This is a genomic window from Bradyrhizobium sp. AZCC 1578 (assembly GCF_036924675.1).
In the GTDB taxonomy this organism is placed as follows: domain Bacteria; phylum Pseudomonadota; class Alphaproteobacteria; order Rhizobiales; family Xanthobacteraceae; genus Bradyrhizobium.
The window spans coordinates 1,679,862-1,704,672 of the sequence record NZ_JAZHRZ010000001.1; the positions used below are offsets into that span (position 1 = coordinate 1,679,862).

At 62.8% G+C, this 24,811-nt stretch carries 25 protein-coding genes; 19 read left to right on the forward strand and 6 right to left on the reverse strand.

Features of this window, described 5'->3' with window-relative positions; genetic code table 11:
- Positions 1-4: 4 nt before the first annotated feature.
- A complete protein-coding gene (locus V1290_RS08500) occupies positions 5-1,768 on the reverse strand; it encodes an ABC transporter ATP-binding protein (RefSeq protein ID WP_334363979.1) in 1,764 nt (587 codons plus the stop codon).
- Between the two features lie 303 nt (positions 1,769-2,071).
- On the opposite strand from V1290_RS08500, the gene V1290_RS08505 reads away from it, so the two are divergent.
- Positions 2,072-3,139, forward strand: coding sequence for a glycosyltransferase family 4 protein (locus tag V1290_RS08505; RefSeq protein ID WP_334363980.1), 1,068 nt, complete (start codon positions 2,072-2,074; stop codon positions 3,137-3,139).
- A gap of 101 nt (positions 3,140-3,240) precedes the next feature.
- Here V1290_RS08505 and V1290_RS08510 read toward each other — a convergent pair whose 3' ends face one another.
- Complete coding sequence (locus tag V1290_RS08510) at positions 3,241-5,187, reverse strand: alkyl/aryl-sulfatase (RefSeq protein WP_334363981.1); 1,947 nt, start codon at positions 5,185-5,187, stop codon at positions 3,241-3,243.
- 51 nt (positions 5,188-5,238) lie between these two features.
- The gene (locus V1290_RS08515) at positions 5,239-6,528 is read right to left on the reverse strand and encodes an acyl-CoA dehydrogenase family protein (protein WP_334363982.1); all 1,290 of its coding nucleotides are present in this window, start codon (positions 6,526-6,528) and stop codon (positions 5,239-5,241) included.
- Between the two features lie 101 nt (positions 6,529-6,629).
- Here V1290_RS08515 and V1290_RS08520 point away from each other — a divergent pair, with 101 nt between their 5' ends.
- The gene (locus tag V1290_RS08520) at positions 6,630-7,442 is read left to right on the forward strand and encodes an IclR family transcriptional regulator (RefSeq protein WP_334363983.1); all 813 of its coding nucleotides are present in this window, start codon (positions 6,630-6,632) and stop codon (positions 7,440-7,442) included.
- Between the two features lie 63 nt (positions 7,443-7,505).
- Positions 7,506-8,504, forward strand: a complete 999-nt coding sequence (locus V1290_RS08525) for a Bug family tripartite tricarboxylate transporter substrate binding protein (RefSeq protein WP_334363984.1) — start codon at positions 7,506-7,508, stop codon at positions 8,502-8,504.
- Between the two features lie 54 nt (positions 8,505-8,558).
- Here V1290_RS08525 and V1290_RS08530 read toward each other — a convergent pair whose 3' ends face one another.
- Complete coding sequence (locus tag V1290_RS08530; protein ID WP_334363985.1) at positions 8,559-9,563, reverse strand: ABC transporter substrate-binding protein; 1,005 nt, start codon at positions 9,561-9,563, stop codon at positions 8,559-8,561.
- A gap of 98 nt (positions 9,564-9,661) precedes the next feature.
- Here V1290_RS08530 and V1290_RS08535 point away from each other — a divergent pair, with 98 nt between their 5' ends.
- From V1290_RS08535 to V1290_RS08565, 7 genes are all read left to right on the forward strand, one after another.
- Positions 9,662-10,309: a TetR/AcrR family transcriptional regulator gene (locus V1290_RS08535; RefSeq protein ID WP_028347374.1), complete on the forward strand. Its 648-nt coding sequence runs from the start codon at positions 9,662-9,664 to the stop codon at positions 10,307-10,309.
- Positions 10,310-10,398: 89 nt separating this feature from the next.
- A complete protein-coding gene (locus tag V1290_RS08540) occupies positions 10,399-11,169 on the forward strand; it encodes an ABC transporter permease (protein ID WP_334363986.1) in 771 nt (256 codons plus the stop codon).
- Between the two features lie 14 nt (positions 11,170-11,183).
- Positions 11,184-12,221: an NAD-dependent epimerase/dehydratase family protein gene (locus tag V1290_RS08545; RefSeq protein ID WP_334368972.1), complete on the forward strand. Its 1,038-nt coding sequence runs from the start codon at positions 11,184-11,186 to the stop codon at positions 12,219-12,221.
- Positions 12,222-12,271: 50 nt separating this feature from the next.
- Positions 12,272-13,033: a GNAT family N-acetyltransferase gene (locus V1290_RS08550; RefSeq protein WP_334363987.1), complete on the forward strand. Its 762-nt coding sequence runs from the start codon at positions 12,272-12,274 to the stop codon at positions 13,031-13,033.
- 11 nt (positions 13,034-13,044) lie between these two features.
- Positions 13,045-14,100 carry a dihydrodipicolinate synthase family protein gene (locus tag V1290_RS08555; RefSeq protein WP_334363988.1) on the forward strand — a complete coding sequence of 352 codons (1,056 nt, stop codon included), beginning with the start codon at positions 13,045-13,047 and terminating at the stop codon, positions 14,098-14,100.
- On the forward strand, positions 14,088-14,876 hold the full coding sequence (locus V1290_RS08560; RefSeq protein ID WP_334363989.1) for an ABC transporter ATP-binding protein: 789 nt from the start codon (positions 14,088-14,090) through the stop codon (positions 14,874-14,876). The genes V1290_RS08555 and V1290_RS08560 overlap by 13 nt, the downstream gene beginning before the upstream one ends.
- Before the next feature lie 132 nt (positions 14,877-15,008).
- Entirely contained in the window at positions 15,009-16,400 is a 1,392-nt protein-coding gene (locus V1290_RS08565; protein WP_334363990.1) for an MFS transporter, read from the forward strand.
- 114 nt (positions 16,401-16,514) lie between these two features.
- Here V1290_RS08565 and V1290_RS08570 read toward each other — a convergent pair whose 3' ends face one another.
- Positions 16,515-16,943, reverse strand: coding sequence for a DUF1772 domain-containing protein (locus V1290_RS08570; RefSeq protein ID WP_057843208.1), 429 nt, complete (start codon positions 16,941-16,943; stop codon positions 16,515-16,517).
- A gap of 63 nt (positions 16,944-17,006) precedes the next feature.
- Here V1290_RS08570 and V1290_RS08575 point away from each other — a divergent pair, with 63 nt between their 5' ends.
- The 9 genes from V1290_RS08575 (at position 17,007) to soxA (ending at position 23,964) form a co-directional block, all read left to right on the forward strand.
- Positions 17,007-17,465, forward strand: coding sequence for a MarR family winged helix-turn-helix transcriptional regulator (locus tag V1290_RS08575; RefSeq protein WP_334363991.1), 459 nt, complete (start codon positions 17,007-17,009; stop codon positions 17,463-17,465).
- A 181-nt stretch (positions 17,466-17,646) separates the two neighbouring features.
- On the forward strand, positions 17,647-18,096 hold the full coding sequence (locus V1290_RS08580; protein ID WP_334363992.1) for a (2Fe-2S)-binding protein: 450 nt from the start codon (positions 17,647-17,649) through the stop codon (positions 18,094-18,096).
- A gap of 9 nt (positions 18,097-18,105) precedes the next feature.
- Positions 18,106-20,292 (forward strand): xanthine dehydrogenase family protein molybdopterin-binding subunit, encoded by a 2,187-nt coding sequence (locus V1290_RS08585; protein ID WP_334363993.1) that lies wholly within the window; start codon positions 18,106-18,108, stop codon positions 20,290-20,292.
- Positions 20,293-20,344: 52 nt separating this feature from the next.
- Positions 20,345-20,638, forward strand: coding sequence for a c-type cytochrome (locus V1290_RS08590; RefSeq protein WP_334363994.1), 294 nt, complete (start codon positions 20,345-20,347; stop codon positions 20,636-20,638).
- Between the two features lie 12 nt (positions 20,639-20,650).
- Complete coding sequence (locus V1290_RS08595) at positions 20,651-21,934, forward strand: FCSD flavin-binding domain-containing protein (protein WP_334363995.1); 1,284 nt, start codon at positions 20,651-20,653, stop codon at positions 21,932-21,934.
- A 13-nt stretch (positions 21,935-21,947) separates the two neighbouring features.
- Positions 21,948-22,385 (forward strand): sulfur oxidation c-type cytochrome SoxX, encoded by a 438-nt coding sequence (gene soxX / locus V1290_RS08600; RefSeq protein ID WP_334363996.1) that lies wholly within the window; start codon positions 21,948-21,950, stop codon positions 22,383-22,385.
- Positions 22,386-22,394: 9 nt separating this feature from the next.
- The gene (locus V1290_RS08605) at positions 22,395-22,874 is read left to right on the forward strand and encodes a SoxY-related AACIE arm protein (RefSeq protein ID WP_334363997.1); all 480 of its coding nucleotides are present in this window, start codon (positions 22,395-22,397) and stop codon (positions 22,872-22,874) included.
- Entirely contained in the window at positions 22,874-23,194 is a 321-nt protein-coding gene (gene soxZ, locus V1290_RS08610; protein WP_334363998.1) for a thiosulfate oxidation carrier complex protein SoxZ, read from the forward strand. The genes V1290_RS08605 and soxZ overlap by 1 nt, the downstream gene beginning before the upstream one ends.
- Entirely contained in the window at positions 23,191-23,964 is a 774-nt protein-coding gene (gene soxA / locus V1290_RS08615) for a sulfur oxidation c-type cytochrome SoxA (RefSeq protein WP_334363999.1), read from the forward strand. Before soxZ ends, soxA begins: the two co-directional genes overlap by 4 nt.
- 37 nt (positions 23,965-24,001) lie before the next feature.
- On the opposite strand, the gene V1290_RS08620 is transcribed toward soxA, so the two are convergent.
- Entirely contained in the window at positions 24,002-24,775 is a 774-nt protein-coding gene (locus V1290_RS08620; protein ID WP_334364000.1) for a ferredoxin--NADP reductase, read from the reverse strand.
- Positions 24,776-24,811: the final 36 nt, after the last annotated feature.

The following is a 24,811-nucleotide window of genomic DNA, read 5'->3' on the forward strand; positions in this document are numbered from 1 at the left end:
CAGATCAGGCCGCGTGGGTCGCGAGACGGCCCATTTCGCGCGCGACCAAGTCGCGGTAAGGGCCCCTTCCCTGCAGAAGAATATCCGGCGGCCCGTCTTCGATGATCCGCCCGCCCTGTAATACCACCACACGATCAAAATTGCGCAAGGTGGCGAGACGGTGGGCGATGGCAATCACGGTGCGCCCTCGCATCAACCGCGACAACGCCTCGCGGATCGCCTCTTCGGATTCGCTGTCGAGCGCAGCGGTTGCCTCGTCCAGCAACAGGATCGGCGCGTCTTTCAGGAAGGCGCGCGCGATAGCGATCCGCTGCCGCTGCCCGCCGGAAACCTTGATGCCGCGATCGCCAACCATCGTCGCCATGCCTTCGGGGAGATTCTCGATGAAATCGCAGCGCGCCGCGATCGCCGCGCGCAGCACCTCGTCGTCGGTCGCGTTCGGACGTCCGTAGCGGATATTTTCCATGATCGAGCGGTGGAACAGCGAGATGTCCTGCGGCACGACCGAGATCGCCTCGCGCAGGCTCTGCTGCGTCACCCGCGAGATGTCCTGGCCGTCGATCATGATGCTGCCGTGCTGGACGTCGTAGAACCGCTGCAACAGCACAAACAGACTGGATTTCCCGCCGCCGGAATGGCCGACCAGCCCGACCCGTTGTCCCGGCTGAATGCGCAAGGAGAACTTCTCGAACACCTGAACGCCGCCGGGATAGTGGAACGAGACGTTGTTGAAGGCGACGGCGGCGCCGCTGCGGATCAACGGCTCGGCCTCGGGATGATCCTTCAATTCGTGCGGCAGCAGCAAGGTGGCGATCGCCTCCGTCAGGCGGGCGACGTGCTGGGTCACGTCGACCAGTGCCACCGCAAGGTCGCGCGTCGCGCTCAGGATCGAGAGCCCGAGCGTACATACCAGAACGACATCGCCGGTGGTCGCCGCGCCCCGCTGCCAGAGCGTGATGACCCACGCCAGCAGCGCGATCGTCAGCAGAATGGTCACAACGGCGTGAAGCAGCCGCAGCTTCTCGAGATAACGGAGGCTGCGCCCACGGGCATCGAGTTCCCGTTCGACAGTGGCGTCGAAGCGGTCGTGTTCGTAGCTGAGGCCACAGAACGCACGGACCAGCGGCAGATTGCTGATGACGTCGACCATCTCGCCGTCCACTGCAGCCGCCTTGTCGGCAAAATCATCATGCAGCGGCTTGCCCGCCGCGGCGAGGTGAAACATCGCCATCAGCATGATACCCGCGATGATGATCAAGCCCGCAGACATCGCAAGACTGACGGTTCCTATGAGGAGTATCGCCGAAACGGTCGCGATGCACGGCGGTAACACGTTCCAGACGAACATGTTTTCGACGGTGAAGACGGCATTGGATGTCGCGGTGATACGACTGGTCAGCATGCCTGGCAATCGGTCAGAGAAATAGCTGGGGGCGTGACCGGTCAGGTGGCGGAACATGTCGCGGCGGAGATCGCCGGTGACGCCGACGAAAGTGAAGCTCGCCGTCCAGCTCGCGACCCGCCATAGCAGATTATCCGCCGCGATCAGCGACATGAGAAAAGCGAATGCCAGCCATACGCTGCTCGCGTGCGACGAACCGGCCGTCAGGCTGTCGACCAGACTCTTCACGCCATATTGCGTGCCCACCGAGCAGGCAACCGCTGCAACGACGGCAGATACGATGACCACATGGGCTCCGCGGCGCCGGCGCAGATAGCGCAAGACAAATGGAAGCGGCCGCCGCACATACCCTGAAAGATTGTCCATGTCGTCTGCAAACCTGTTGAGAGTGAAAGGGAATCCCTAACGCACATCGCGCACGAGGTCGTGAACGGTGCCGCTTCGGATTTGCTGGCGCGCAGCCATCACCACGCAACAATTCTGCAGCATCGAAGTCGCCTTAAATCTGTTGGTGTCAGATGGCATCAGCAAGACAGTCGTGTGGAAGAACCAAGATGCGCCGATGATTGGAACTTCGCAGATGCAAGAACGTTCCAGCTTCCGGCACGCCGGTGCCGATCTGCGGGCTGAGGGATTTATCCAACCAACATTCGAAACAGGAGACGAAAGATGCGCATCGCGCAGGTCGCCCCGCTGACGGAGGCTGTTCCCCCCAAACTGTACGGCGGCACCGAGCGGGTGGTGCACTGGCTGACTGAAGAACTGGTAACGTTAGGGCACGAAGTCACTTTGTTCGCCAGCGGGGATTCCCGCACCTCGGCGAAACTCGATGCGACATGGCCGAAGGCGTTGCGCCTCGACGGCTCCGTCCGCGACCCCAACGCGCTGCACATGGTGATGCTGGAACGCGTTCGGCAGAAATGCGACGATGAGGAGTTCGATTTTCTGCACTTTCATCTCGACTACTATCCGTTCTCGCTGTTCTACCGACAGCCGACGCCGTTCGTGACCACCCTGCACGGCAGGCTCGACCTGCCGGAGCATCAGCCGGTATTCAATACCTTCTCCAAGGTCCCGGTGATCTCGATTTCCAACGCGCAGCGTCGGCCGGTGCCGCAGGCCAATTGGGTGCGCACCATTCACCACGGACTACCGCAGAATCTGCTGACGCCGCAGCCGGTGCAGCCGTCCTATTTGGCGGTGCTCGGGCGGATCGCGCCGGAAAAGGGCGTCGATCGCGCCATCAGCATCGCCACCCGATGCGGCATCCCGCTGAAAATCGCGGCCAAGGTCGATCGCGCCGACCAGGACTACTACGACGAACTGATTTCCCCACTGATCAAGGCCAATCCGCTGGTCGAATACATCGGTGAGATCACCGACCGCGAAAAGCCCGACTTCCTCAGCGGCGCCATCGGGCTGCTGGTGCCGATCGACTGGCCGGAGCCCTTCGGCCTCGTCATGATCGAGGCCATGGCCTGCGGCACACCGGTGGTCGCCTACAACCGTGGCTCGGTGCCGGAGATCATCGACCCTGGTCTCACAGGTTTCGTGGTGGAAGATGAAACCAGCGCAGTGGCCGTGGTCGATCGACTATCCATGCTGGATCGTGGCGCCATCCGCCGGCAGTTCGAAGCCCGATTCACGGCGCGCCGCATGGCGCTCGACTATCTTGCTGCGTATCGCGGCCTGATGGAGGAAGAGCCACGCATCAAGCTCGTGAGCAGCGCAGAATAACGGCATCCACGCGTCATCGTCATTGCGAGGAGCGAAGCGACGAAGCAATCCATGTCACCGCGAGTGGAGAGATGGATTGCTTCGCTTTGCTCGCAATGACGCTAAGAGACCATCGTCCGTTTCGGTTCGACGATCTCGAACATCCGCGGGAATTCGTCCATCAGCATCATCAACTCGACGAGCCGCACCGGATTACCGCTGACCTGGATCTTGCCGGAGCCGACTGCTTCCGGAATTGTCGTCAGCTTTGCGATCACTTCGTCGAGCACGCTGCGCGGCAACGTGAAGCTGGCGTCGGCATCGGCGGCTCGTGCGCCGGCGACATAGGTCAACGCGCAATTCTCCAGATTGAGGATGAAGGTCTCGCCGGTATCGGTGAAATTCCAGTTCAGGACGATGTGCTTGCCTTCGGCCTTGGGACCGTTGAGGCGCACGCCGAGCACGTCCCAGAGCTGTTCGGTGCGGAGCGCAGCCAGCGTTTCACGCGGCATCGCGGCGCGTGGCGGCGTCTTGGGCATGCCCTGCCGCAGTTCCTGCGCGCCGAACAGATAGGCATTGCGCCAGGTCGAACTTTCGGAGGCATAGCCGAGCTGTTCGAACGTATCGGCGAGCAACGCGCGCGCCGCCTGGTTGTCGGGATTGGCGAACACCAGATGGCTCACGGCCTGCGCGACGAAGCGGAATTCGCCCTTGGCGAAATCCTCGCGCGCGCGCGTCAGGACGGCGTCCGCGCCGCCCATATACTCGACATATTTTTTGCCCGATTCGACCGGCGGCAGCGGATCGAGGTTGACGGGATTGGCGTCGTACCAGCCGAGATATTTTTGGTAGATCGCTTTCACGTTATGCCTGATGTGACCGTAATAGCCACGGCCATGCCAGGCGCCCTCAAGGCTCGCCGGCAGACGGATGGTTTCAGCGATTTCCGCCGCGGTTAGCCCATGGTTCATCAGGCGGATGGTCTGGTCATGCGCAAATTTATAGAGATCGCGCTGCTGGCGGATCATGGCGTCGATCCGCTCCTGCCCCCACACCGGCCAATGGTGCTGGCAGCACATCGCATCCGCCTTGCCGGCCCACATCTGCAGGGCCTCGCCGAGATATTTCGACCAGGCCAGTGCGTCGCGTACGTCGGCGCCGCGGAACGGCAGCAGGTTATGAAAATTATGCGTGCAGTTTTCTGCAAGGTTGAGAAGCTTGTAGCGCGGGATGAAGAAGTGCATCTCTGCCGGCGCTTCGCTGTTCGGCGCCATCTGGAATTCGAATTCTACCCCGTCGATGGTGCGCCGGTCGCCGGTCGCCATGATCAGATCGGTCGGACGGACAAGTGCAACCGCCCCGGCCGCCATGGTCTTCCCCAGCCCGCAATCGACCTGCCCGCGCACACCTTTCGCAAGAAACGGCCCGAACTGATATTGCGCGCGCCGCAACATGGCTGGTCCGGCAATGATGTTTTCCGAAACCGCATGCTCCATGAACAGATTGGGCGCAATGATCGGCACGCTGCCGCCGGTAGGTGTTGCGTCATCGAGTACGCCGCGCGCGCCGCCCCAATGGTCGGTGTGGGTATGGGTGAAGATCACGGCCGCAACGGGCCGCTTGCCGCGGTGCTGGAAGTAGAGCTCCATCGCTGCCCGCGCGCCCTCGATCGAGGTCAGCGTATCCACCACGATCACGCCGCTATCGCTCTCGATCAGCGTCATATTGGCGATGTCGAGCCCGCGCACCTGATAGACGCCGGGCACGACCTCGAACAGGCCGTGATGCATGTTGAGGCGCGACTGCCGCCACAGGCTGGGATCGACCGTCGGCGGCGCTTCTTCCGTGGACAGGAAACCGTAAGGCTCCAGGCTCCAGACCACCCTGCCCTGAGGCGAGGTAATCCTCGCATTCTCGATCGTGCCGAGGAAGCCGCGCGCGGCGTCATCGAAATCACGCCTGTCGGAGAAGGGCAGCGCCTTCAGCGTCGCCGCATGCTGCGCGATGACGGAGGCGGACGCTTCCTTTGGAGACTCCTTGCGCGCTTCGATCGTGGCTGGTTGGCTCATTGTTGTGTGCTCCCTTACGCAGAAGAAACAGAGGTCGAAATTCGAACGGCGTCAGCGCGAGACCCTCGAACCGGCCGCCGTTACGTTATATTGCCGCCACTCAGGACGGATGTGCGGACAGATATGGCGAGTTGGCAATCGACCAGGGCGCCATCGGCTCCATGCGAAATATCTGCCGCAGATGGACTTCATCGGGCCCGTCACCGATCCGCAGCAGGCGCCCCAGGCCAGCGCCTGATGGATCGGCGTATCGTCGGAGCCGCCCATGGCGCCGAACACCTGCATGGCGCGGTCGGCGATCTTCTGCAGCATCGCGGGCACCGCAACCTTGATCAAGGACACATCGCGCCAGGCGCCGTGATGGCCGGCCTGATCGAGGCGCCATGCGCAACGATAGGTCAACAGGCGCGCCTGCTCGAGCTCGACGCGGGATTCGGCGATCCAGCGCTGCACGGTGTCGTATTGCATTACGGTACGTCCGAACGCGGACCGCTCGGATGATCGCACCATCATCAATTCGATCAGCAGTTCGCACAGCCCGATCGAGCGCATACAATGATGGATGCGTGCCGGCCCCAAACGAATCTGCGCGACCTTGAAGCCCTCGCCTTCCGCGGCGAGCAGGTTCGCGCGGGGCACGCGCACGTTTTCGAACGAAAGCTCACCGATCGGCGCGACGTGATCTTCGCATCCCATCCAGCGCAGCCGGCGCACCAGCCGAAGGCCTGGCGTATCCATCGGCACAATGATGCAGGAATGGCGCCCCGTCCGGTCGGCGTCGGAATCGGTCACGCCCATCACGATCAGGAAGCTGCATTTCGGATGCGCCGCGCCGGTGATGAACCATTTTCGCCCGTTGATGACGTAGTCATCGCCATCCCTGACCATGCGGGTGGCGATGTTGGTCGCATCGGATGAAGCCACGTCGGGCTCGGTCATGCCGAACGCCGAGCGAGTCCTGGCTTCCAGCAGCGGCCGCAGCCAGCGCGCCTTCTGCTCGGGCGTCGCGCAATTCTGCAACGCGATCATGTTGGGCACGTCGGGCGCCTGGCAATTGAAGACTTCAGGCGCCCAGAACAGCCGGCCCATGATCTCAGCCAATGGCGCATATTCGAGGTTGGAAAGACGCGTGCCGGGCTCCTCTTCCCCGAGTTCAGGAAGCCCGAGATTCCATAGCCCCGCCGCACGCGCCTTGCGCTGCAGGTCCTCCATGAAGGGCGCGGGCTCGCCTTTGGCCGTGTGATCGAGCCAGCCGCGATGGCGCGGCAGTACTTCGCCGTCGAAAAACGCCTGAAGTTTCTCCCGCCACTCTTCCGATCGCCCGGAAAGGTCGAAATCCATGCCGCCTCCCGATTTTTCGGAACCTAAGCGTATATCGACACAATATGCAAATTGATTTCGGTATATTGACAAATTTGGGGAACCATGGCCAATTTTCGACTATGACAGCGATTTCCAATACCGATCGATCGGTACCCCAGGCTGCGGAGGATCAGGCCGATCCCTCCTTCGCGACCACGCTGGCGCATGGGCTCGACATACTGGCGGCATTCCGCAACCGCGCGGGCTCGCTGTCGAACGCGGAGCTTGCGCTCCATACCGGCCTGTCGCGGCCGACGGTGTCGCGGTTGACCTACACGCTGGCGCAACTCGGCTATCTCAAGCGCAACGCGAAGGGACGCTTCCAGCTCGGGCTCGGCATTCTGGCCGCGGCCTACCCGGTGCTGTCGGCGCTAAAGGTGCGGCAGTTGGCACGCCCGCTGATGCGCGATTTCGCGGCCTACACCGGCGGCACGGTCTCGATCGCGATGCCGTTCGGGCTCGACTTCATCTATGTCGAAACGCTGCGCACCACCGACGCCGTGGCGCATCTGCCCGATGTCGGCTTTGCCAGTTCGCTGGCGCCCACCGCCGTCGGCCGCGCGCTGCTCTCGCTCTTCACCGGGGAAGAGCTCGACACATACGTGGCGAAGGTGAAGGCCGAGCGCCCGGAAGAGGCCGATTATGTCGAGAGGCGGACGCTGCCGGACGTCGAGCTCTGCAAGGAGCGCGGCTTTGCGATTTCGCTCGGCGAATGGCGGCGCGAGATTTTTGGCGTCGCCGCGCCGCTGTACCGCACGCCGTCGGGCGATTGCCTGTCGGTCAATTGCGGCATTCCCTCGTTTCGCTTCAACGCCGAACAGATCGAGCGTGAATGCGGGCCGCGCATGCTGGGCTTGGCGCGCAGCATTCGCTCGCTGGTGGCCAACGACTGAATACCCCCGTCAGAGGGGTACGGCGCATCGCGGGAACGATGCGGCAAACATGGGGAGGGAAGAATGAGCCGGATCAAAACCGTGCTGGGCTTTGCCATGAATCCTGCCTTGGGTTTTGCTTTGGGCGCAATCATGCTGCCCGGTAACGCGGCGCACGCGCAGAGCAATTATCCGAACCGTCCGATCCGCGTCATCGTGCCCTACCCCGCCAGCGGCATCGTCGACATCGTCGCGCGCGCGGTGACCGAGCAAGTCGGCCGCGACTGGAAACAGACGGTGGTCATCGAAGCAAGGCCGGGCGGCAACAGCAACATCGGCACCGCGTCAGTGGCGCGCAGCGAACCCGACGGCTACACTTGGCTGGTTACCGGCCCCGCGGCTTTGGTCAATCCGACCCTTTACAAGGACGCCGGCTGGGACGCGCTGAAGGATCTCAAATGCGTCGGTCTTGCGGTCTGGAATCAGAGCGTGGCGCTGGTCCACCCGTCGATGCCGGCCAGCACCATCAAGGAATTCGTCGAGATCGCGCGCAAGAAGCCGGGCGAACTCAATTTCGGCAATCCCGGCACCGGCTCCTCCATCGATCTGAGCGCACAAAAGCTGTTTCAGGTCGCTGATATCAAGCTGACCAATGTCGGCTACAAGGGCCAGCCGCAGGCCTTGATCGACCTGATGACCAATCTGATGCATTTCGAGATCGTCTCGCTCGAGCTGGCGCTGCCGCACATCAGGGCCGGCAGCGTAAAGCCGCTTGCTGTCATGACCGACAAACGTGTCGCCGATCTTCCCGATGTGCCGACGATTGCGGAAGCCGGATTTCCGGAAGCCGCCTACCTGCCCTGGTATGGCATCTACGTCCAGGCGGGAACGCCCGATGCCATCGTCGCGAAAATCAACGAGGCCATCAACAAGGCACTGCAGAACCCGGAAGTGCAGCGCCAGCTCGCGATTGCCAACATCCCAGGCAAGCCGATGCCGCTCGCCGACCTCGCCGCACTGATGAAGGCCGATTACGAGAAGCTGACGAAGGTGATCGCGACGTCAGGCATGGCGCTGCAGTGAGAGACGACGCCTGAACAGCTCCACCGTCATTGCGACGGGGCGAGGGTTGAAGCCCTACTTCTTCACCTTGCTGGCATCCATCTTGATGCCGGTATCCAGCATCTTGACCGAAAACGCAGTATTCACGTCGAACGGCTTTTCCATGCCGAGATAAGTCTGCACCAACTCGTAGTCCTTCTTCATCCGCTCTGGATCGATCCAGCCGAGTGCCTTGGTCGTCGTGAATTCGTCTGTCATCAGGAACTTGATGCGCTCCCACTGCCGCTGCTGGTTTTCCTTGTCGAGACCTGAGGCCTGGTCGAGCAGCGCCTTGAGGCAGGGCGCGACGTCGGCGACGCAGGCGGCGTAGGCCTTCTGGCTGATCTTGACGAACTCCTCGACCAGTTTCGGGTTCTTTTGCAGATAGGCGCCGTTGACGATCAGCGAATTGCCGTAAGGGTTCAGCCCGATATCCTTCCAGTTGACGTAGCCGAGATCGGCGCCGAACTCGATCACCTTCAAATCGTGCTCATTGTAGAAGTCGCTGATGATATCGACGGTATGGCTCTTCAGCGCCGCGATCTTGGCGGTCGGCCCGACATTGACGAAGCTCACTGAATCTGGCGCGATGCCCGCGGCCTTGGCAAAGGCCGGCCACATCACTCGTGACGCGTCGCCCGGCGGATTGCCTATCTTGTGGTTCGGAAAGTCCTTCGGCCCATTCACGCCATAGCTCTTCAGCCAATAGAAGGTCTGTCCGGTGTTGGCGTAGATGCTCATCAGCGCCACCACGTCGGCACCCTTGCTCTTGGCCACCAGCGCGGTTGCGAGATCCGCGATGCCGAACGGCGAGCCGCCGGAGCCGACCTTCAGCGAGGAGACGCCGGAGCCTTTGCCGACCTCGATCGTGAGATCGATGCCGGCCTTCTCGTACCAGCCTTGGGACTTGGCGTAATAGAACGGCGAATGATCGGCCGTCGGCGTCCAGTTCAGGATCAGGTTAACGGACTCGGCGGCCACACAGGGCGAAGCCGGCACGGCAAGCGCAAGCGCCAATCCTGCAATTCGCAAAGCCTTCATTGCACCCTCCTCGTTCTACAACCGATCTTGTCGCCGCGCATCTGTGACGCTACCAATGCAACAAGGGACCGGACGACTTGTCAACTATTTGGTTGGAAATGCCGAAAAAACGTTCTGACGACACCAGGCCGCAGCGGCGCGATCCGGCCGCGACCCGCAAAAAACTGCTGACGGCGGCGCGGCGCGAATTCGCCAGCAGTGGCCTCGCCGGTGCCCGGGTCGACGAGATCGCCGCGCGGGCCGGCGTCAACAAGCAGCTCGTCTATCACTATTTCGGCGACAAGGACGCGCTGTATCTGGCGGTGCTGGAATGGGTCTATGAGGAAATCCGCGCCCAGGAGCGCAAGCTCAATCTTGAGGGACTGCCGCCTGAACAAGCGATCAAGAAGCTGATCGAAAGTTCCTTCGATCACCTTGCCGCGCATCCGGACTTCATCGTGCTGCTGAACGACGAAAACCGCGGCGGCGCCCGGCATGTGCGCGGATCGCGAAAACTGGAAGCGATGCATTCGCCGCTGGTCAGCCTGGTTTCGACCATTCTCGGCGAAGGCGTGAAGGCCGGCATATTCCGTAAAGGTATCAACCCCGTGCACCTCTATATCTCGATCGCCGGGCTCAGCTATTTTTACTTTTCGAACACGCCGACCCTGTCGGCGATCTTCGGCAAGGATCTGTCGAGCCGGGCCGCGCGGCAGGCGCGCCGCAGGCACGTGGTCGACCTTGTGATGCATTCGCTGCGGCCATAATCAACCGGATGGTTGATTAGTGGCAGAGGCCGCGGTAGATTGCCGCCGCGCGGCGTGGAACCGGCCGCGCATCCAAAGGGAGCGCACGGGTGTTCAGCGGTGACGGCGGATCGGCACGGTCTTTAGCGATCATCCTGATTGTGCATCTGGCTGTGATCGTGCTCTGGCAGGTTCTGGTCGACGCCTTCCAGGTGCCGAAATTCATTCTGCCCTCGCCACTCGCGACCGTCGCAACGCTGGGTTCTCCCAGCTATGCTTGGCCCTCCAATCTGGCGGTGACGGCCATCGAAATTCTCGGCGGGTTCTGCCTGGGCGCGCTGGTCGGCATCATGCTGGCCGTGCTGTTCACCTGGTCGCCGCTGGTCAGCCTTCTGCTGCTGCCGCTGTTCGTGACGCTGAACATGATCCCGAAAGTGGCGCTGGGACCGCTGTTCATCGTCTGGTTTTCCTACGGCATCTTTCCGAACATCCTGATCGCGTTTTCCATTTGCTTCTTTCCGATCCTGCTCACCACCGCGCGTGGATTGAGTGAGGTCGAGCCTGATCTCTTGGATCTCGTGAAGTCGCTGCGCGGTTCGCGGTGGACGCTGTTTCGAAAGATCCAGTTGCCGGGTGCGTTGCCTTACGTGTTTTCCGGAATGAAAGTCGGCGCCATCCTGGCGGTTGCCGGCGCGATTGTCGGTGAGTTCATCGCCTCCGAGCGGGGGCTCGGCTACCTCATGATCCAGGTGCAGTCTTCACTCGATACGCCGGCGATGGTGATGGCGGTGGTGCTCCTGACATTGCTCGGTGTGGCGCTGTATGGGCTCGTGCTCGGCTTAGAGCGGATGTTCGTCGTCCGTGACATCCGGCTGCAATAAGACGGGGAATGAAGATGCTGCTGACGCGCGAAAATCTGCCGCAGACGATCGCCGATATCACCGCACTCGATGAGCTGCTGTGCCGCCCGAGTCAGGCATTGATCGACGAACTGCGCAAGGTCGACGGCGACATCATGATCCTGGGTGTTGCCGGCAAGATGGGGCCGACGCTGGCCGGCCTTGCCAAGGCGGCCGCGCCGGAGCGCCGCGTGATCGGCGTGGCCCGGTTCAGCGATCCCGCCGTCAAGGACTGGCTGCAGGCGCGCGGCGTCGAGACCATCAATTGCGACCTGCTCGACGAGACCGCCATCAAGGCGCTCCCGAAGATTCCGAATATCATCTTCATGGCCGGACGCAAGTTCGGCGCCGAGGGCGACCTCTCGCTGACCTGGGCGATGAATTCGCACGTCCCAGCCCTGGTCGCGCAGGCCTTTGCGACGTCGCGTATCGTCGCGTTCTCGACTGGCTGTGTTTATCCGTTCGTGCCGGTCAACGGCAAGGGTTCGGCCGAGGATATGGCACCCGATCCGCCGGGCGAATATGCGCAATCCTGCGTCGGGCGCGAGCGCATGTTCGAGTATTTCTCACGCAAGCATGGAACGCCTGGACGTCTGTTCCGGCTGAACTACGCGATCGACATGCGTTACGGCGTGCTGCACGATATCGCGAGCAAGGTGCTGCAGGGCCAGCCGATCGACGTCAGCCTCGGCCATGTCAATTTCATCTGGCAAGGCGACGCTTCCTCGCAGGCGCTGCGCTGTCTGGCGCATTGCGATACGCCGACCTCGCCGATCAATGTCGGTGGCCACGAGATCCTGGCGGTGCGCGATCTCGCCGCGAAATTCGGCCAGCGCTTCGGCCGCGCGCCCGTGATTGTCGGCAAAGAGGAGCCGACGGCGTGGCTCACCGACACGTCGCAGGCGGTGAAACTATTCGGCTTGCCGATCGTCGATACCGAGCAGCTCATCGGTTGGACCGCCGATTGGGTGTCGCGCTCGATGCCGAGCCTCGGCAAGCCCACCAAATACGAGGTGCGCGATGGCCGCTATTGAGCCCATCGACATCGTCGAACTCGATGTCAGCGATGCGGAGGCCCGGGCTCGTGCTGTCGACCGAAGCCGGCTGGAACCAGAACGAAGCCGACTGGCGCTTCTTCTTGAGCCAAGGGGTCGTATTCGGCGCGCGCGACGGCAACCAGTTGGTGGCGACGGCGGCGCTGCTGCCCTACTCGGCCGGCAATGCCTGGATCAGCATGGTGCTGGTGACCGCCAACTTTCGCCGCCGCGGCCTCGCGACCAGGCTCGTCGATACCTGCCTGGAAGCGGCCGCGCGGCGCCGGCTCACAACCTGGCTTGATGCCACGCCGGCTGGCGCGACCGTCTATGGTCCGCTCGGTTTTGCGCCGACGCTGCAACTGCGGCGGTTGCGGTTGGAAAAGCCGCAAGGCACCACAGCGACAAGGCCGCTCGCGGCCGGCAACCTCGAAGCCCTGGCCGCGCGCGATGCCGGCGCCATGGGATTCGACCGCAGCACATTGCTGTCGGAATTTGCTGCGCGCCCGCGTTCTCGCATCGTGTCGGATGCTCGAGCCATGGCCCTGATCCGCGATGGACGCACCGCACGGCACATCGGTCCAGTCCTGGCCGACCACGCCGATCAGGCGTTGGCATTGGTCGACGCCATCACTAGCTCTGAGACCGGCTCCTGGCTGATCGACGCCGTTCATTCTCAGGACGCGTTTCTGAACGGTCTCGTTCGCTCGGGCTGGAATGTCGAGCGACCATTTCAGCGCATGCGCTTTGGTTCCGCGACTGCCTCACCGGCGCAACCGCCGCTTGCCGTCGCCGGCCCGGAATTCGGATAGGAACAGCCGCCATGCATCATAGCGAAATCAAGGCCGAGGTTCGAAAGCTGATCGCCGACGGCACCGTGCTTCCGGCGCATCCGCTCGCGCTCGACGCCAATCGCGCAGTCGATGTACGGCATCAGCGGGCGCTGACGCGCTATTACCTCGATGCTGGCGCCGGAGGATTGGCCGTGGGCGTGCACACCACGCAATTCGCGATCCGCGACGTCGGAATGTACCGTCCGGTGCTGGAGCTGGCGGCCGAGACCGCCGCTTCATGGACCAAACGGCCGGTCGCGATGGTCGCAGGCCTGGCCGGTCCAACGCAGCAAGCCATCGCAGAAGCGCAGACCGCGCGTAGCATCGGCTATCACGCCGGCCTGCTCAGCCTGGCTGCGATGAAATCGGCATCCGAGGAGGAGATCATCGCGCATTGCGAAGCAGTGGCACGCGAGATCCCGCTGGTCGGCTTCTATTTGCAGCCGGCCGTCGGCGGCGTGATCCTCAGCGCCGATTTCTGGAAGCGCTTTGCGGCCATCGATAACGTCATCGCGATCAAGATCGCTCCGTTCAATCGCTATCGGACGCTGGACGTTCTGCGCGGTGTCGCGGCAGCGAACGCACTTGACCGCGTCGCGCTCTACACCGGCAACGACGATCACATCCTGCTTGACCTCACTTTGCCGTTCGACCTGCGCGACAAGGGCGTCACCACGCGAGCGTACTTCAAGGGCGGCCTGCTCGGGCACTGGTCGGTATGGACCGCGAGCGCGATCAAGCAGTTCGAGATGTGCAAGGCGGCACGCGGCAAGGATACCGTGCCGGCCGACCTGCTGGCGCTCGACGCGCGTGTCACCGACTGCAACAGCGCGTTCTTCGATGTTGCCAACAATTTTCACGGCTGCATCGCAGGTTGCCACGAAATCCTGCGGCGGCAAGGATTGATGCAAGGTCTCTGGTGTCTCGACCCCGCAGAAGGGCTGAGCCTGGGCCAGATGCAGGAGATCGACCGCGTCTGCCGCGAGCATGCCGATCTCTCCGACGACGGCTTCGTGAAGGCGAACCTGCAGAAATGGCTGGCATGACGGCGGACGAGCCCTTCATCAGCCTGCGCAACGTCCGCAAGGTCTACCGGTCGAGGGCTACGGAATTCCTCGCCGTCTCCGACGTCACCATGGACGTGAAGGAGGGAGAACTGGTGTCGCTGGTCGGCCCGTCCGGCTGCGGCAAGACAACCGTGCTCAAGATCCTGGCCGGATTGCATGACGCCGACGGCGGCACGATCAAGATCGGTAACGCGAAGACGCCGTTTGATCCGGCGCGCGACATCGGCATGGTGTTCCAGCAGGCCCTGCTGCTGAAATGGCGAACCATTTTGGACAACGTGCTGCTGCCGGCTGAAATCGTCGGCCTGCCGATGAAGGCTGCGCGAAGCCGCGCCCGCGATCTGCTCAACCTGGTCGGCCTCGCCGGTTACGAAGACAAGTATCCGCAGCAATTGTCCGGCGGCATGCAGCAGCGCACGGCGATTGCGCGCGCCTTCATCCACGATCCCAAGCTGATCCTGATGGACGAGCCGTTCGGCGCGCTAGACGCGCTGACCCGCGAGCAGATGAACCTCGAAATGCTGCGGATCTGGCGCGAAAGCGGCAAGACCATCCTGTTCGTGACGCACTCGATCCAGGAAGCGGTGTTCCTCGCATCGCATTGCGCCGTGCTCACCGCTGGTCCGGCGCGAATGGCGGAATATTTCCCGATCGAGCTGCCGTTTCCCCGCGCATTGCCGATCAAGACCACGGATGAGTTCGGTGCCTATGCGCGGCGAATCTACGCGAGTCTGGGATTGAGCCCGAGCGCATAGCCCTGCAGGCGCCAGGACTTCGGCGGCTCGCCTCGCATACGCATCATGCAACTGAGAGCCTGTGGCCGGCGCCGCGTCCGTAGTACACGCCACCCCAGGGCACGTCCGCCCCGGCGTGGAGAGCCCGACAGAATGTCCGCAGACTTAGCCCCCAAACCATCCCTCACGCCCATCGACGGCTTGCCGCCGGAACTCAGGCGCTGGGCGGTGGCGGCGATCTTCACCGCGCTGGCGCTGGCCTCGCTGGATACCGCGATCGCCAATATCGCACTGCCCGCCATCGCGGCCGACCTCCACGTCAGCCCGGCCGACGTGGTCTGGGTCGTCAATATCTACCAGATCGCCTTGGTCGCGACGCTGCTGCCGCTCGGCGCACTCGGCGAAATCGTCGGTCATCAGCGAATCTATATCGGCGGCCTCGTGCTGTTCACGCTGGCCTCGCTTGGCTGCGCCTTGGCATGGTCGCTGCCGAGCCTGACGGCGGCGCGGGCGCTGCAGGGGCTGGGCGCCAGCGGCATCATGAGCGTGAACGCGGCGCTGGTCCGTTTCGTCTATCCGACCCACATGCTGGGGCGCGGCTTCGGCCATAACGCGCTCGTGGTTGGAACGGCATTCACTTTCGGTCCGACGATTGCGTCCGCGATCCTTGCGATCGGAACGTGGCCGTGGCTGTTCGCGATCAACCTTCCCTTCGGCCTGATCGCAATCTGGATCGGCCTGAAGACGTTGCCCAGAACGCCGCGCGCGAAACACGCGTTCGATTTTGCGAGCGCAGCGCTGACCGCAAGCTGTCTCGGGCTATTCATCATCGGCATCGGAAGCGCGGCACATCAGGCGCCGCCCTTCCTTGTCGGAGTGGCGCTTGGCGCAGCATTGCTGCTCGGCTGGATCATGACCCGACGGGATGCGGATCATCCGGCGCCGATGTTGCCGATCGACCTGTTCCGGAGGCCGATGTTCGCGTTGTCGGCCGCCACGTCGGTCTGCACATTCGCGGTGCAGGGACTGGCCTTCGTTTCGCTGCCCTTCTACTTCGAGGACGTGCTGCACCGGTCCCAGGTCGAAACCGGCTTCTTCATGACGCCCTGGCCATTGGTGGTGGCGATCATGGCGCCGATCGGGGGCCGGCTCTCCGATCGCTATCCCGTCGGCATTCTCGGCGGCCTCGGGCTGGTATTGCTCGGCATCGGCATGGCCCTGCTCGCAACGCTGCCTTCGGACCCTAGCGTTGCCAACATCGTCTGGCGCACGGTGATTTGCGGAATCGGATTCGGCTTCTTTCAAACGCCGAATTTGCGGGCGCTGATGTCGAGCGCGCCGCCGCACCGCAGCGGCAGCGCGAGCGGCATCGTCGCAACCGCTCGTCTGACCGGGCAGACACTCGGCGCCGCGCTCGCGGCCCTTTGCTTTGCGCTGGCCGGTCACGAGGGTGCGACGGTTGCGTTGATGCTCGGGGCCGGATTCGCCACGCTCGGAAGCCTGATGAGTTTCCTGCGTCTGACGGTGGGCACCGAAAAGACATGATGCAACGCAGGGACACGCCCCGTTCGCTGCGCCTCGAACCCGGTTCTGATTGAATCAGAACCGGGCTCTTTTGACGCGTTTTCTTGATGCGAACCGGTGTCGCTTGAAAACGCTCTAGTTGAGCGCCCAAAGATAAGCCAGGGTTGCCGCGATCCCAAGACCCGTTCTGACCGCGTGCAACCCTCCCCACTTCACGATCAGCGCACGTGACTGCGGGCCGGCGTCCTTCTCGTCGATGGCGTTCAGCAGGCGGTTGGTCGGCATGATGCCGATCAGCGTATAGGGCCAGTTGGCGAGAATGAGCACCGCGCCGACGATCCAGCGCCAATCCCGCGTCAGCCAGGCAGCGGTCAGGCCGAGCACGCCGGAAATGACTGCGCAGCTCGCCTGCATCGCAAAGCCGCGCGCGTAGCTTGGTTTCCACTGCCTTAAGAGGCCCCGGTCATCGAGGCCGAGACGCGCCGGCTGTTCGGCGAAATTGATGAAGAAGGCGGCACCGGCGAACGCCGCCGCGACGACCATTGCAAGCTGTCCTGCAAACATTATTCACTCCACACTCGTTTTGCTTATTGACAATATATTGTCATTTTGGATACTATTTGTCAAATGACAACGAAACGACATACGCCCGGCGGTCAGGCCCTGACCGAGCTGGTTCTCGCCGTGTTCCGCCTCAATGGACGCCTGCTCGCGGCCGGTGACCGGCTTGTTTCGGACCTCGGCCTCACCAGCGCGCGCTGGCAGGTGCTGGGCGCAATCGCGCTTGCGCCAAGTCCGCAACCGGTGGCCTGGCTTGCGCGCAGCATGGGACTCAATCGACAGGGAGTTCAGCGCATTGTGAACGAGATGGCAGAGGATGGCCTCGTGGAGCTGCGGCCCAATCCAAATCACCGCCGGGCGCACCTCGTCGCGCTAACCAGGCGTGGGCAGGATGCCTTCGAAACCGCCAGCGCGCTCCAGGTTCCGTGGGCAAATGCCCTTGCGAAGGGGTTTAGTCCCGAAGAGCTCGCCGCGATGACCCGTATCGCGAAGCTGCTGAGCGAGCGCCTTGATAAGTCCGCCTAGCCTCTATCCCCCGAACGAAGGACACCCGATCGGCCAGGTTGCGGAAACCTGGCGTAACACCGGCGAATCGACTTTCTTCCCGTTCGTCAAGTGCGCGTTTTCTTGATTTGAACTGTTCTATTTTCTCGGATCACATCGCGCCCGGTTCAATTGGCGAATTGGACTCAAAAAGGGACATGCGATGGCAAACCTCACAATCAACGGCAAAACAATCAATGTGGACGTCGAAGACGACACGCCACTGCTCTGGGCTATCAGGGAGAATGTCGGGCTGACCGGCACCAAATATGGGTGCGGTATTGCACTGTGCGGCGCCTGCACAGTTCACGTCGACGGGGTCGCGATGCGCTCCTGCGGCATGACGGTCAGCGAGGCCGTCGGCAAGCAGATCACCACGATCGAAGGTCTCGCCTCAGAAGGCGCGTTGCACAAGGTGCAGCAGGCATGGGTAGCTAACGACGTTCCGCAATGCGGCTTTTGCCAGAGCGGCATGATCATGGCGGTCGCGGCCCTTCTCAAGGAAAAACCGAAGCCGACCGACCAGGATATCAACGAGGCCATCACCAATATCTGCCGATGCGGGACCTTCCAGCAGGTCCGCGAGGCGATCCACGCTGCCGCGAACGCTTGAGGGGACGCCATGAACAAGCACGTCATGCCCAAACTCAATCGCCGCAGCTTTGTGATCGGCACGGCTGCCGCCGGCGCCGGCCTCGCACTCGGTCTTGATATTCCCTTTGGCGGACCGAACGTGGTTCGCGCCGCCGACGGCTCGCCCGAGATCAATGCCTGGGTGGTGATCCGTCCCGATGACACCGTCGTGATCCGCATCGCCCGCTCGGAGATGGGACAGGGCTCGCTCACCGGCCTCGCGCAACTCGTCGCGGAAGAGCTTGAATGCGACTGGTCGAAGGTCACCACCGAATATCCCACGCCGGGTCAAAGTGTCGCACGCAAGCGCACCTGGGGCGACTTCTCGACCGGCGGCAGCCGCGGCATCCGCGCCAGTCATGAATATGTCCGCAAGGGCGGCGCCACCGCGCGCATGATGCTGGTGCAGGCCGCCGCGAACGAATGGAAGGTGCCGGCCTCGGAATGCACTGCCGCCAACAGCGTGATCACCCACACGCGGTCAGGCAGAACCACGACCTATGGCAAGGTGGTGGAAGCGGCAGCCAAGCTCGAGCCGCCGGCGGACGTGAAGTTGAAAGATCCCAAGGACTGGAAGCTCGCCGGCAAGTCCCTGAAGCGGCTTGATACGGTGGAGAAGACCACCGGCGCGATGATCTACAGCATCGATGTCAAGCTGCCGGGCATGCTCAACGCCGCGATCAAGGATTGTCCCGTCTTCGGCGGCAAGCTGAAGAGCTACGACGAAGCCAAGGTCGCGGGCATGAAGGGCGTCAAAAAGGTCGTCCGTGTCGGCGACACCGCCGTCGCCGTCATTGCCGATACCTGGTGGCACGCCAAGACCGCGCTGGATGCGTTGCCGGTCGTCTGGGACGAAGGCGAGAACGCCAAAGTCTCCAGTGACTCGATCGCCAAATGGCTGGCCGAAGGCCTCGACAACGCCCAGCCGGCTTACATCGGCAACCAGAACGGCGACGCCAAGGCCACGATTGCCTCGGCCGCCAAGAAGGTCGAGGCGGTCTACAACTATCCCTACCAGAACCACGCCACGATGGAGCCGCTCAATGCCACGGCGATCTATACGCCTGACAAATGCGAGGTCTGGTGCGGTACGCAGAACGGCGAAGCGGCATTAGCCGCTGTGCTGGAAGCATCGGGATTGCCGGCCGAAAAATGCGATGTGCACAAGCATATGGTCGGCGGCGGCTTCGGCCGCCGCGGCATGACCGATTATGTCCGGCAGGCGGTTCTGATCGCCAAGCAGATGCCGGGCACACCGGTCAAGCTGTTGTGGTCGCGCGAAGAGGACATGCTGCACGGGAAATATCATCCGGTCACGCAATGCAAACTCACCGGCGCCTTCGACGCCAATAACAATCTGACGGCGCTGCATGTCAGAATATCAGGACAGTCGATCCTGTCCTCGGCGCGTCCGGCAGCATTGGAAAACGGCAAGGACCCGGTGGTGTTCCAAGGACTCAATGCCACGGGCGAGGCAGCGATCGGCTACAGCGTACCGAATTTGCTGATCGAGCACGCGATGCGCAATCCGCACGTCCCGCCCGGCTTCTGGCGCGGCGTCAACCTCAATCACAACGCGATCTACCTGGAATGCTTCATGGATGAGCTCGCCAATGCAGTGGGCCAGGATCCCCTGGAATTCCGCCGCAAGCTGATGAGCAAGCATCCGAAGCACCTCGCCGTGCTCAATGCGGTGGCCGAGAAGATCGGCTGGGGCAAACCTGCGCCGCAAGGCGTCCATCGCGGCATCGCGCAGGTGATGGGCTTCGGCAGCTATGTCGCAGGTGCCGCGGAAATCTCAGTCACCGACGACGGCAAGATCAAGGTGCATCGCATCGTCGCCTCGACCGATCCGGGCTATATCGTCAACCCGGCGCAGGTCGAGCGGCAGATTGCCGGCTCCTTCGTCTATGGCCTGTCCGCCCTGTTCTATGGCGGCTGCACGGTGAAGGACGGCAAGATCGAGCAGACCAACTTCGACACCTACGATTCAATGCGCATTGCCGCGATGCCGAAGGTGGAAAGCGTCATGCTGCCGAGCGGCGGCTTCTGGGGCGGCGTCGGCGAGCCGACCATCGGCGTCGCCGCACCCGCGGTGCTCAACGCCTACTTCGCCGCAACCGGCAAGCGGATCCGTTCGGTCCCGCTGAAGGACCAGAACATCACGTTTGCCTGACAATAACAGCGGCGGCCTCTCCGGCCGCCGCTCGCTCATCGAGAGATTTCTGATGAATGCCTTGCGTGTCGTCATCGGGCTGGCAACGGTCATGGCGTCGAGCCTGCCGGTGCTTGCGGCTTCCGACCCCCCGCCCGGTGCGGCGTCCTGCTCCGGCTGCCACTCCGGTGGGGTGACCGGTTCGTCCGTTTCGCGGCTGAACGGCCGCGACGCCGGCGAGATCGCGACCGCGATGGCTGGATTTCGCGACGGCTCGCTTCCCGCTACGGTAATGAACCGCATCGCCAAGGGCTTTTCCGACGATGAGTTGCGCGCGATGGCGGCGTGGCTCGCTGCACAAAAGTAAGGGGCCGCCAGCATGGGCGTTAGCCGTCGCATCAGCCGCCGGAAGTTCTGTAGCGCCAGCGCGGCCGCCGCAGTGACGGCCTTGGCGTCTCCACTGCCCGCATTGGCGCAATCCGCGGCGCGCATCATCGTGATCGGTGGCGGTTTCGGCGGTGCGAGTTGTGCGCGCGCGCTGAAACAGATCGATCCGAAATTGCAGGTCACACTGGTCGAGCCGAACCGGACCTTCACCGCCTGCCCGTTCAGCAACAATGTCATCGCCGGACTGCGTTCGATCGAGGAACAAAAATTCGGTTACGACAAGATCGCCGCCAGCGGCATCACCGTGGTGGCGCTGGAAGCAACGACCATCAATGCAGCCGCGCGGACCGTGGGGCTCGCCGACGGCACCTCGCTCGCCTACGACCGGCTGGTGCTGTCTCCCGGAATCGAACTGCGTTTCGACGCCCTGCCGGGCTACGACGAAGCCGCCGCGGCGAAGATGCCGCATGCCTGGAAAGCAGGCGAGCAAACGCTGTTGCTGCGCAAGCAACTCGAGGCCATGGAGGATGGCGGCCTGGTGGTGATCGCAGCTCCCGCCAACCCTTTCCGTTGCCCGCCGGGACCTTACGAACGGGCCTGCCTGATTGCGCACTATCTGAAGACCAAGAAGCCGCGTTCGAAGCTGATCATCCTTGACGCAAAGGACGCGTTCTCCAAGCAGCGCCTGTTTCAGAACGCCTGGAAGGAGCTTTACCCGGGGATGGTCGAATGGATATCGCTATCGCAGGGCGGCAAGGTGAATGCCGTCGATCCGGCGACCAATACTCTGATCACCGATTTCGGCAATCACACCGCCCAGGTGGCCAACGTTATTCCGCCGCAACGGGCCGGCCGCATCGCCGCTATTGCGGGCGCGACCGATAACACTGGTTGGTGCGCGATCGATCCTGTCACTTTCGAATCCAGATCGGCACCGAACATCCATGTCATCGGCGATGCCTGTCTCGCCGGCGCGATGCCAAAATCCGCATTCTCGGCGAATGCGCAGGCCAAGACTTGCGCAAACGCGATTGCCACACTGGTCGCCGGCGGATCGCCAGCCGCGCCGAAGCTGATCAATACGTGCTACAGTCTGGCAGCCCCGGACTATGGCATCTCGATTGCCGGCGTATACCATCCGAAGAATGGATCGCTTGCCGACGTTGAAGGCGCCGGTGGCGTTAGTCCGCTGGAGGCGTCACGTGATTTCCGCGCCCGCGAGGCCGACTATGCGCAATCCTGGTTCGCGACCATTACGGCGGAAGTCTTTGGCTAGACGCACCTATCGCATGTTGGATCCGATTCTTGCTGGAGTTCTCCTCGTGCTGCCCGGCTGCGCCGCCGCAACGGAACTTCGCAGCTATGCCGTCATTGGCGATGCCATTCCGCAGTCACTGACGGGCACGGCCGGCGATGCGACGCGCGGCCGCGCCCTCGTCGTCGAACGTTCCAGCACTTGCATCCTGTGCCACAACGGCCCATTTCCCGAACAGAAATTCCAGGGCGACCTGGCGCCCGATCTTTCCGGTTCCGGCAGCCGCTGGTCCGAAGGTCAGCTTCGGCTTCGGCTGGTGGATGCTTCTCGTCTCAATGCTGAGACGATCATGCCGTCCTATTACCGCGTTGACGGCCTCACTCGCGTCGGGACGCTGTGGCGCGGCAAGCCGATCCTGTCGGCCGAACAGATCGAGGATATCGTGGCGTATCTCGCAAGCTTACGCGAATAGGAAGGTCCGATGCATCCACCACCGAATTCGACACGCCGCCAGTTTCTCGGCCTCGCCGGAGCGGCAGCCGTGCTTGGCACGGCCCCCGTCGTCACGCTTCGGCCTGCCGAGGCGACGCCCGAGATGCTCGCTTCCGCCATCCGCAATGTCACCGGCGGCGCTGCGGTGAAAACCGGCAAGGTCAAGCTCGACGTGCCGCCCTTGGTCGAGAACGGCAACACCGTGCCGCTGACTGTGAGTGTCGCCCACCCTATGGCGCCGGAGGACCACGTCAGCAGCATCCACGTTTTCAACGAGAAGAACCCGCAGCCGAACGTCGCCAACTTCCACCTCGGCCCTCATGCCGGCCGCGCGCAGGTTTCGACCCGCATTCGCCTCACCGACAGCCAGAAGGTCGTCGCGATCGCCAAGCTCTCGGACGGGTCGTTCTGGTCGGCCAGCGTCGACGTCGTGGTGACACTGGCGGCCTGCACCGAGGAGGTGATCTGATGGCTTCCGCGCTAATCAACGTTCCGGCCAAAGCCAAACGCGGCGACATTATCGAGATCAAGACGCTGATGTCGCACATCATGGAGTCAGGCTATCGCCATAAGGCGTCAGGTGAATCTGTGCCGCGCGACATCATCACGAGCTTTACCTGCCGCTTCAACGGCGCTGAAATCTTCCGCGCCGATTTGTTCCCGGCGATTGCTGCCAACCCGTTCTTCTCCTTCTTCACGACCGTGACCGAAAGCGGCAAGTTCGAGTTCGAATGGATCGGCGACAAGGGTTTTTCCGAGACCGCTTCCGCCTCGATCTCGGTCGAATGAGATTTTTGGGCGCCATAGCCGCCGCACTGCTGGTGGTGGGCGCCGTCGGAGCTGCCGAGATCCCGCAAGCCGACCGCCGTTCCGGCTACAGCTTCATGAAGCCGGACACAAAAACGATGCAGGACGACGACACCGCCAATCCCGGCATGCTCTGGGTGCTCAATGGCGAGACATTGTGGAACCGCAAGACAGGCGCCGCCGACAAAGCGTGCGCCGATTGCCATGGCAATGCACGCGCAAGCATGAAGGGCGTGGCCGCCCGCTACCCCGCGTTCGACAAGGCAACCGGCCGCCCGATCGATCTGGAACAGCGCATCAATTCGTGCCGCACCAACCACCAACAGGCGACGCCGCTGCCGTTCGAGAGCCGCGAGTTGCTGGCGCTGACAGCCTTTGTCGCAAGGCAATCACAGGGCGCTCCGATCGAAACCGGAGCCGACCCGCAGCTCGCGCCGTTCGTCGCCAAAGGACGCGAGCTCTACATGCAACGGCAGGGCCAGCTCAATCTCGGCTGTACCCATTGCCATGACGACAATTGGGACAAGCGACTCGCCGGCGCCGCGATCACACAAGGACACCCGACCGGTTACCCGCTCTACCGGCTGGAATGGCAATCGCTGGGCTCGCTGCAGCGACGCCTGCGCGCCTGCATCACCGGCATCCGCGCGCAGGCCTATGATTACGGCGCGCCGGAACTGGTTGAACTGGAATTATACCTGATGTCGCGGGCGCGCGGGATGGCGATGGAAGCGCCGGCGGTGCGGCCTTAGGGAGGTGCGGCGCGGCACCATATGTCCCTCATTCTCGTTACCGCTCCGCGAACGCCTTCTCGACCACGAACTGTGCCGGCTCGCCGTGATTGCCCTCGGCAAAACCCTTGCCGATGAGCAGCGCGCGCGTGTCCGTCACCAGCGCCGGGCTGCCGCAGATCATGACGCGGTCATGCGCTGGATCGAGCGTGGCCAGCCCGATGTCGGCGAACAGTTTTCCTGAAGTGATCAAATCGGTGATGCGGCCGCGGTTGCGGAAGGGATCGCGGGTCACGGTCGGATAATAGATCAGCTGGTTGCGAACATATTCGCCGATCAGCTCGTCGTTCGGCAGCTTTTCGGTGATCATCTCGCCATAGGCGAGTTCGGCGACGCGGCGGCAGCCGTGCAGCAGCACCACCTTCTCGAACCGCTCATAGGTCTCGGGGTCCTTGATCACGGAAAGGAACGGCGCCAGCCCGGTGCCGGTCCCGATCAGATAGAGGTTGCGGCCGTCCTCGAGGTTATCGATGACCAGCGTACCGGTCGCCTTGCGGCTGACGATGATTTCGTCGCCCTGCTTCAGGTGTTGGAGGCGCGAGGTGAGCGGGCCATCCGGCACCTTGATCGAGAAGAATTCGAGCCGGTCCTCGTAATTGGCGCTGGCGACCGAGTAGGCGCGGAGCAGCGGCTTCTCGCCGACCTTCAGGCCGATCATCGTGAACTCGCCATTGCGGAAACGGAACGAGGGATCGCGTGTGGTGGTGAAGCTGAACAGCGTATCGGTCCAGTGATGAACGCTCAGCACGCTTTCCTGGTTGAAATTGCTCATCGCACCGTTCCCTGACTTGCAAGCCGGATTGACCGG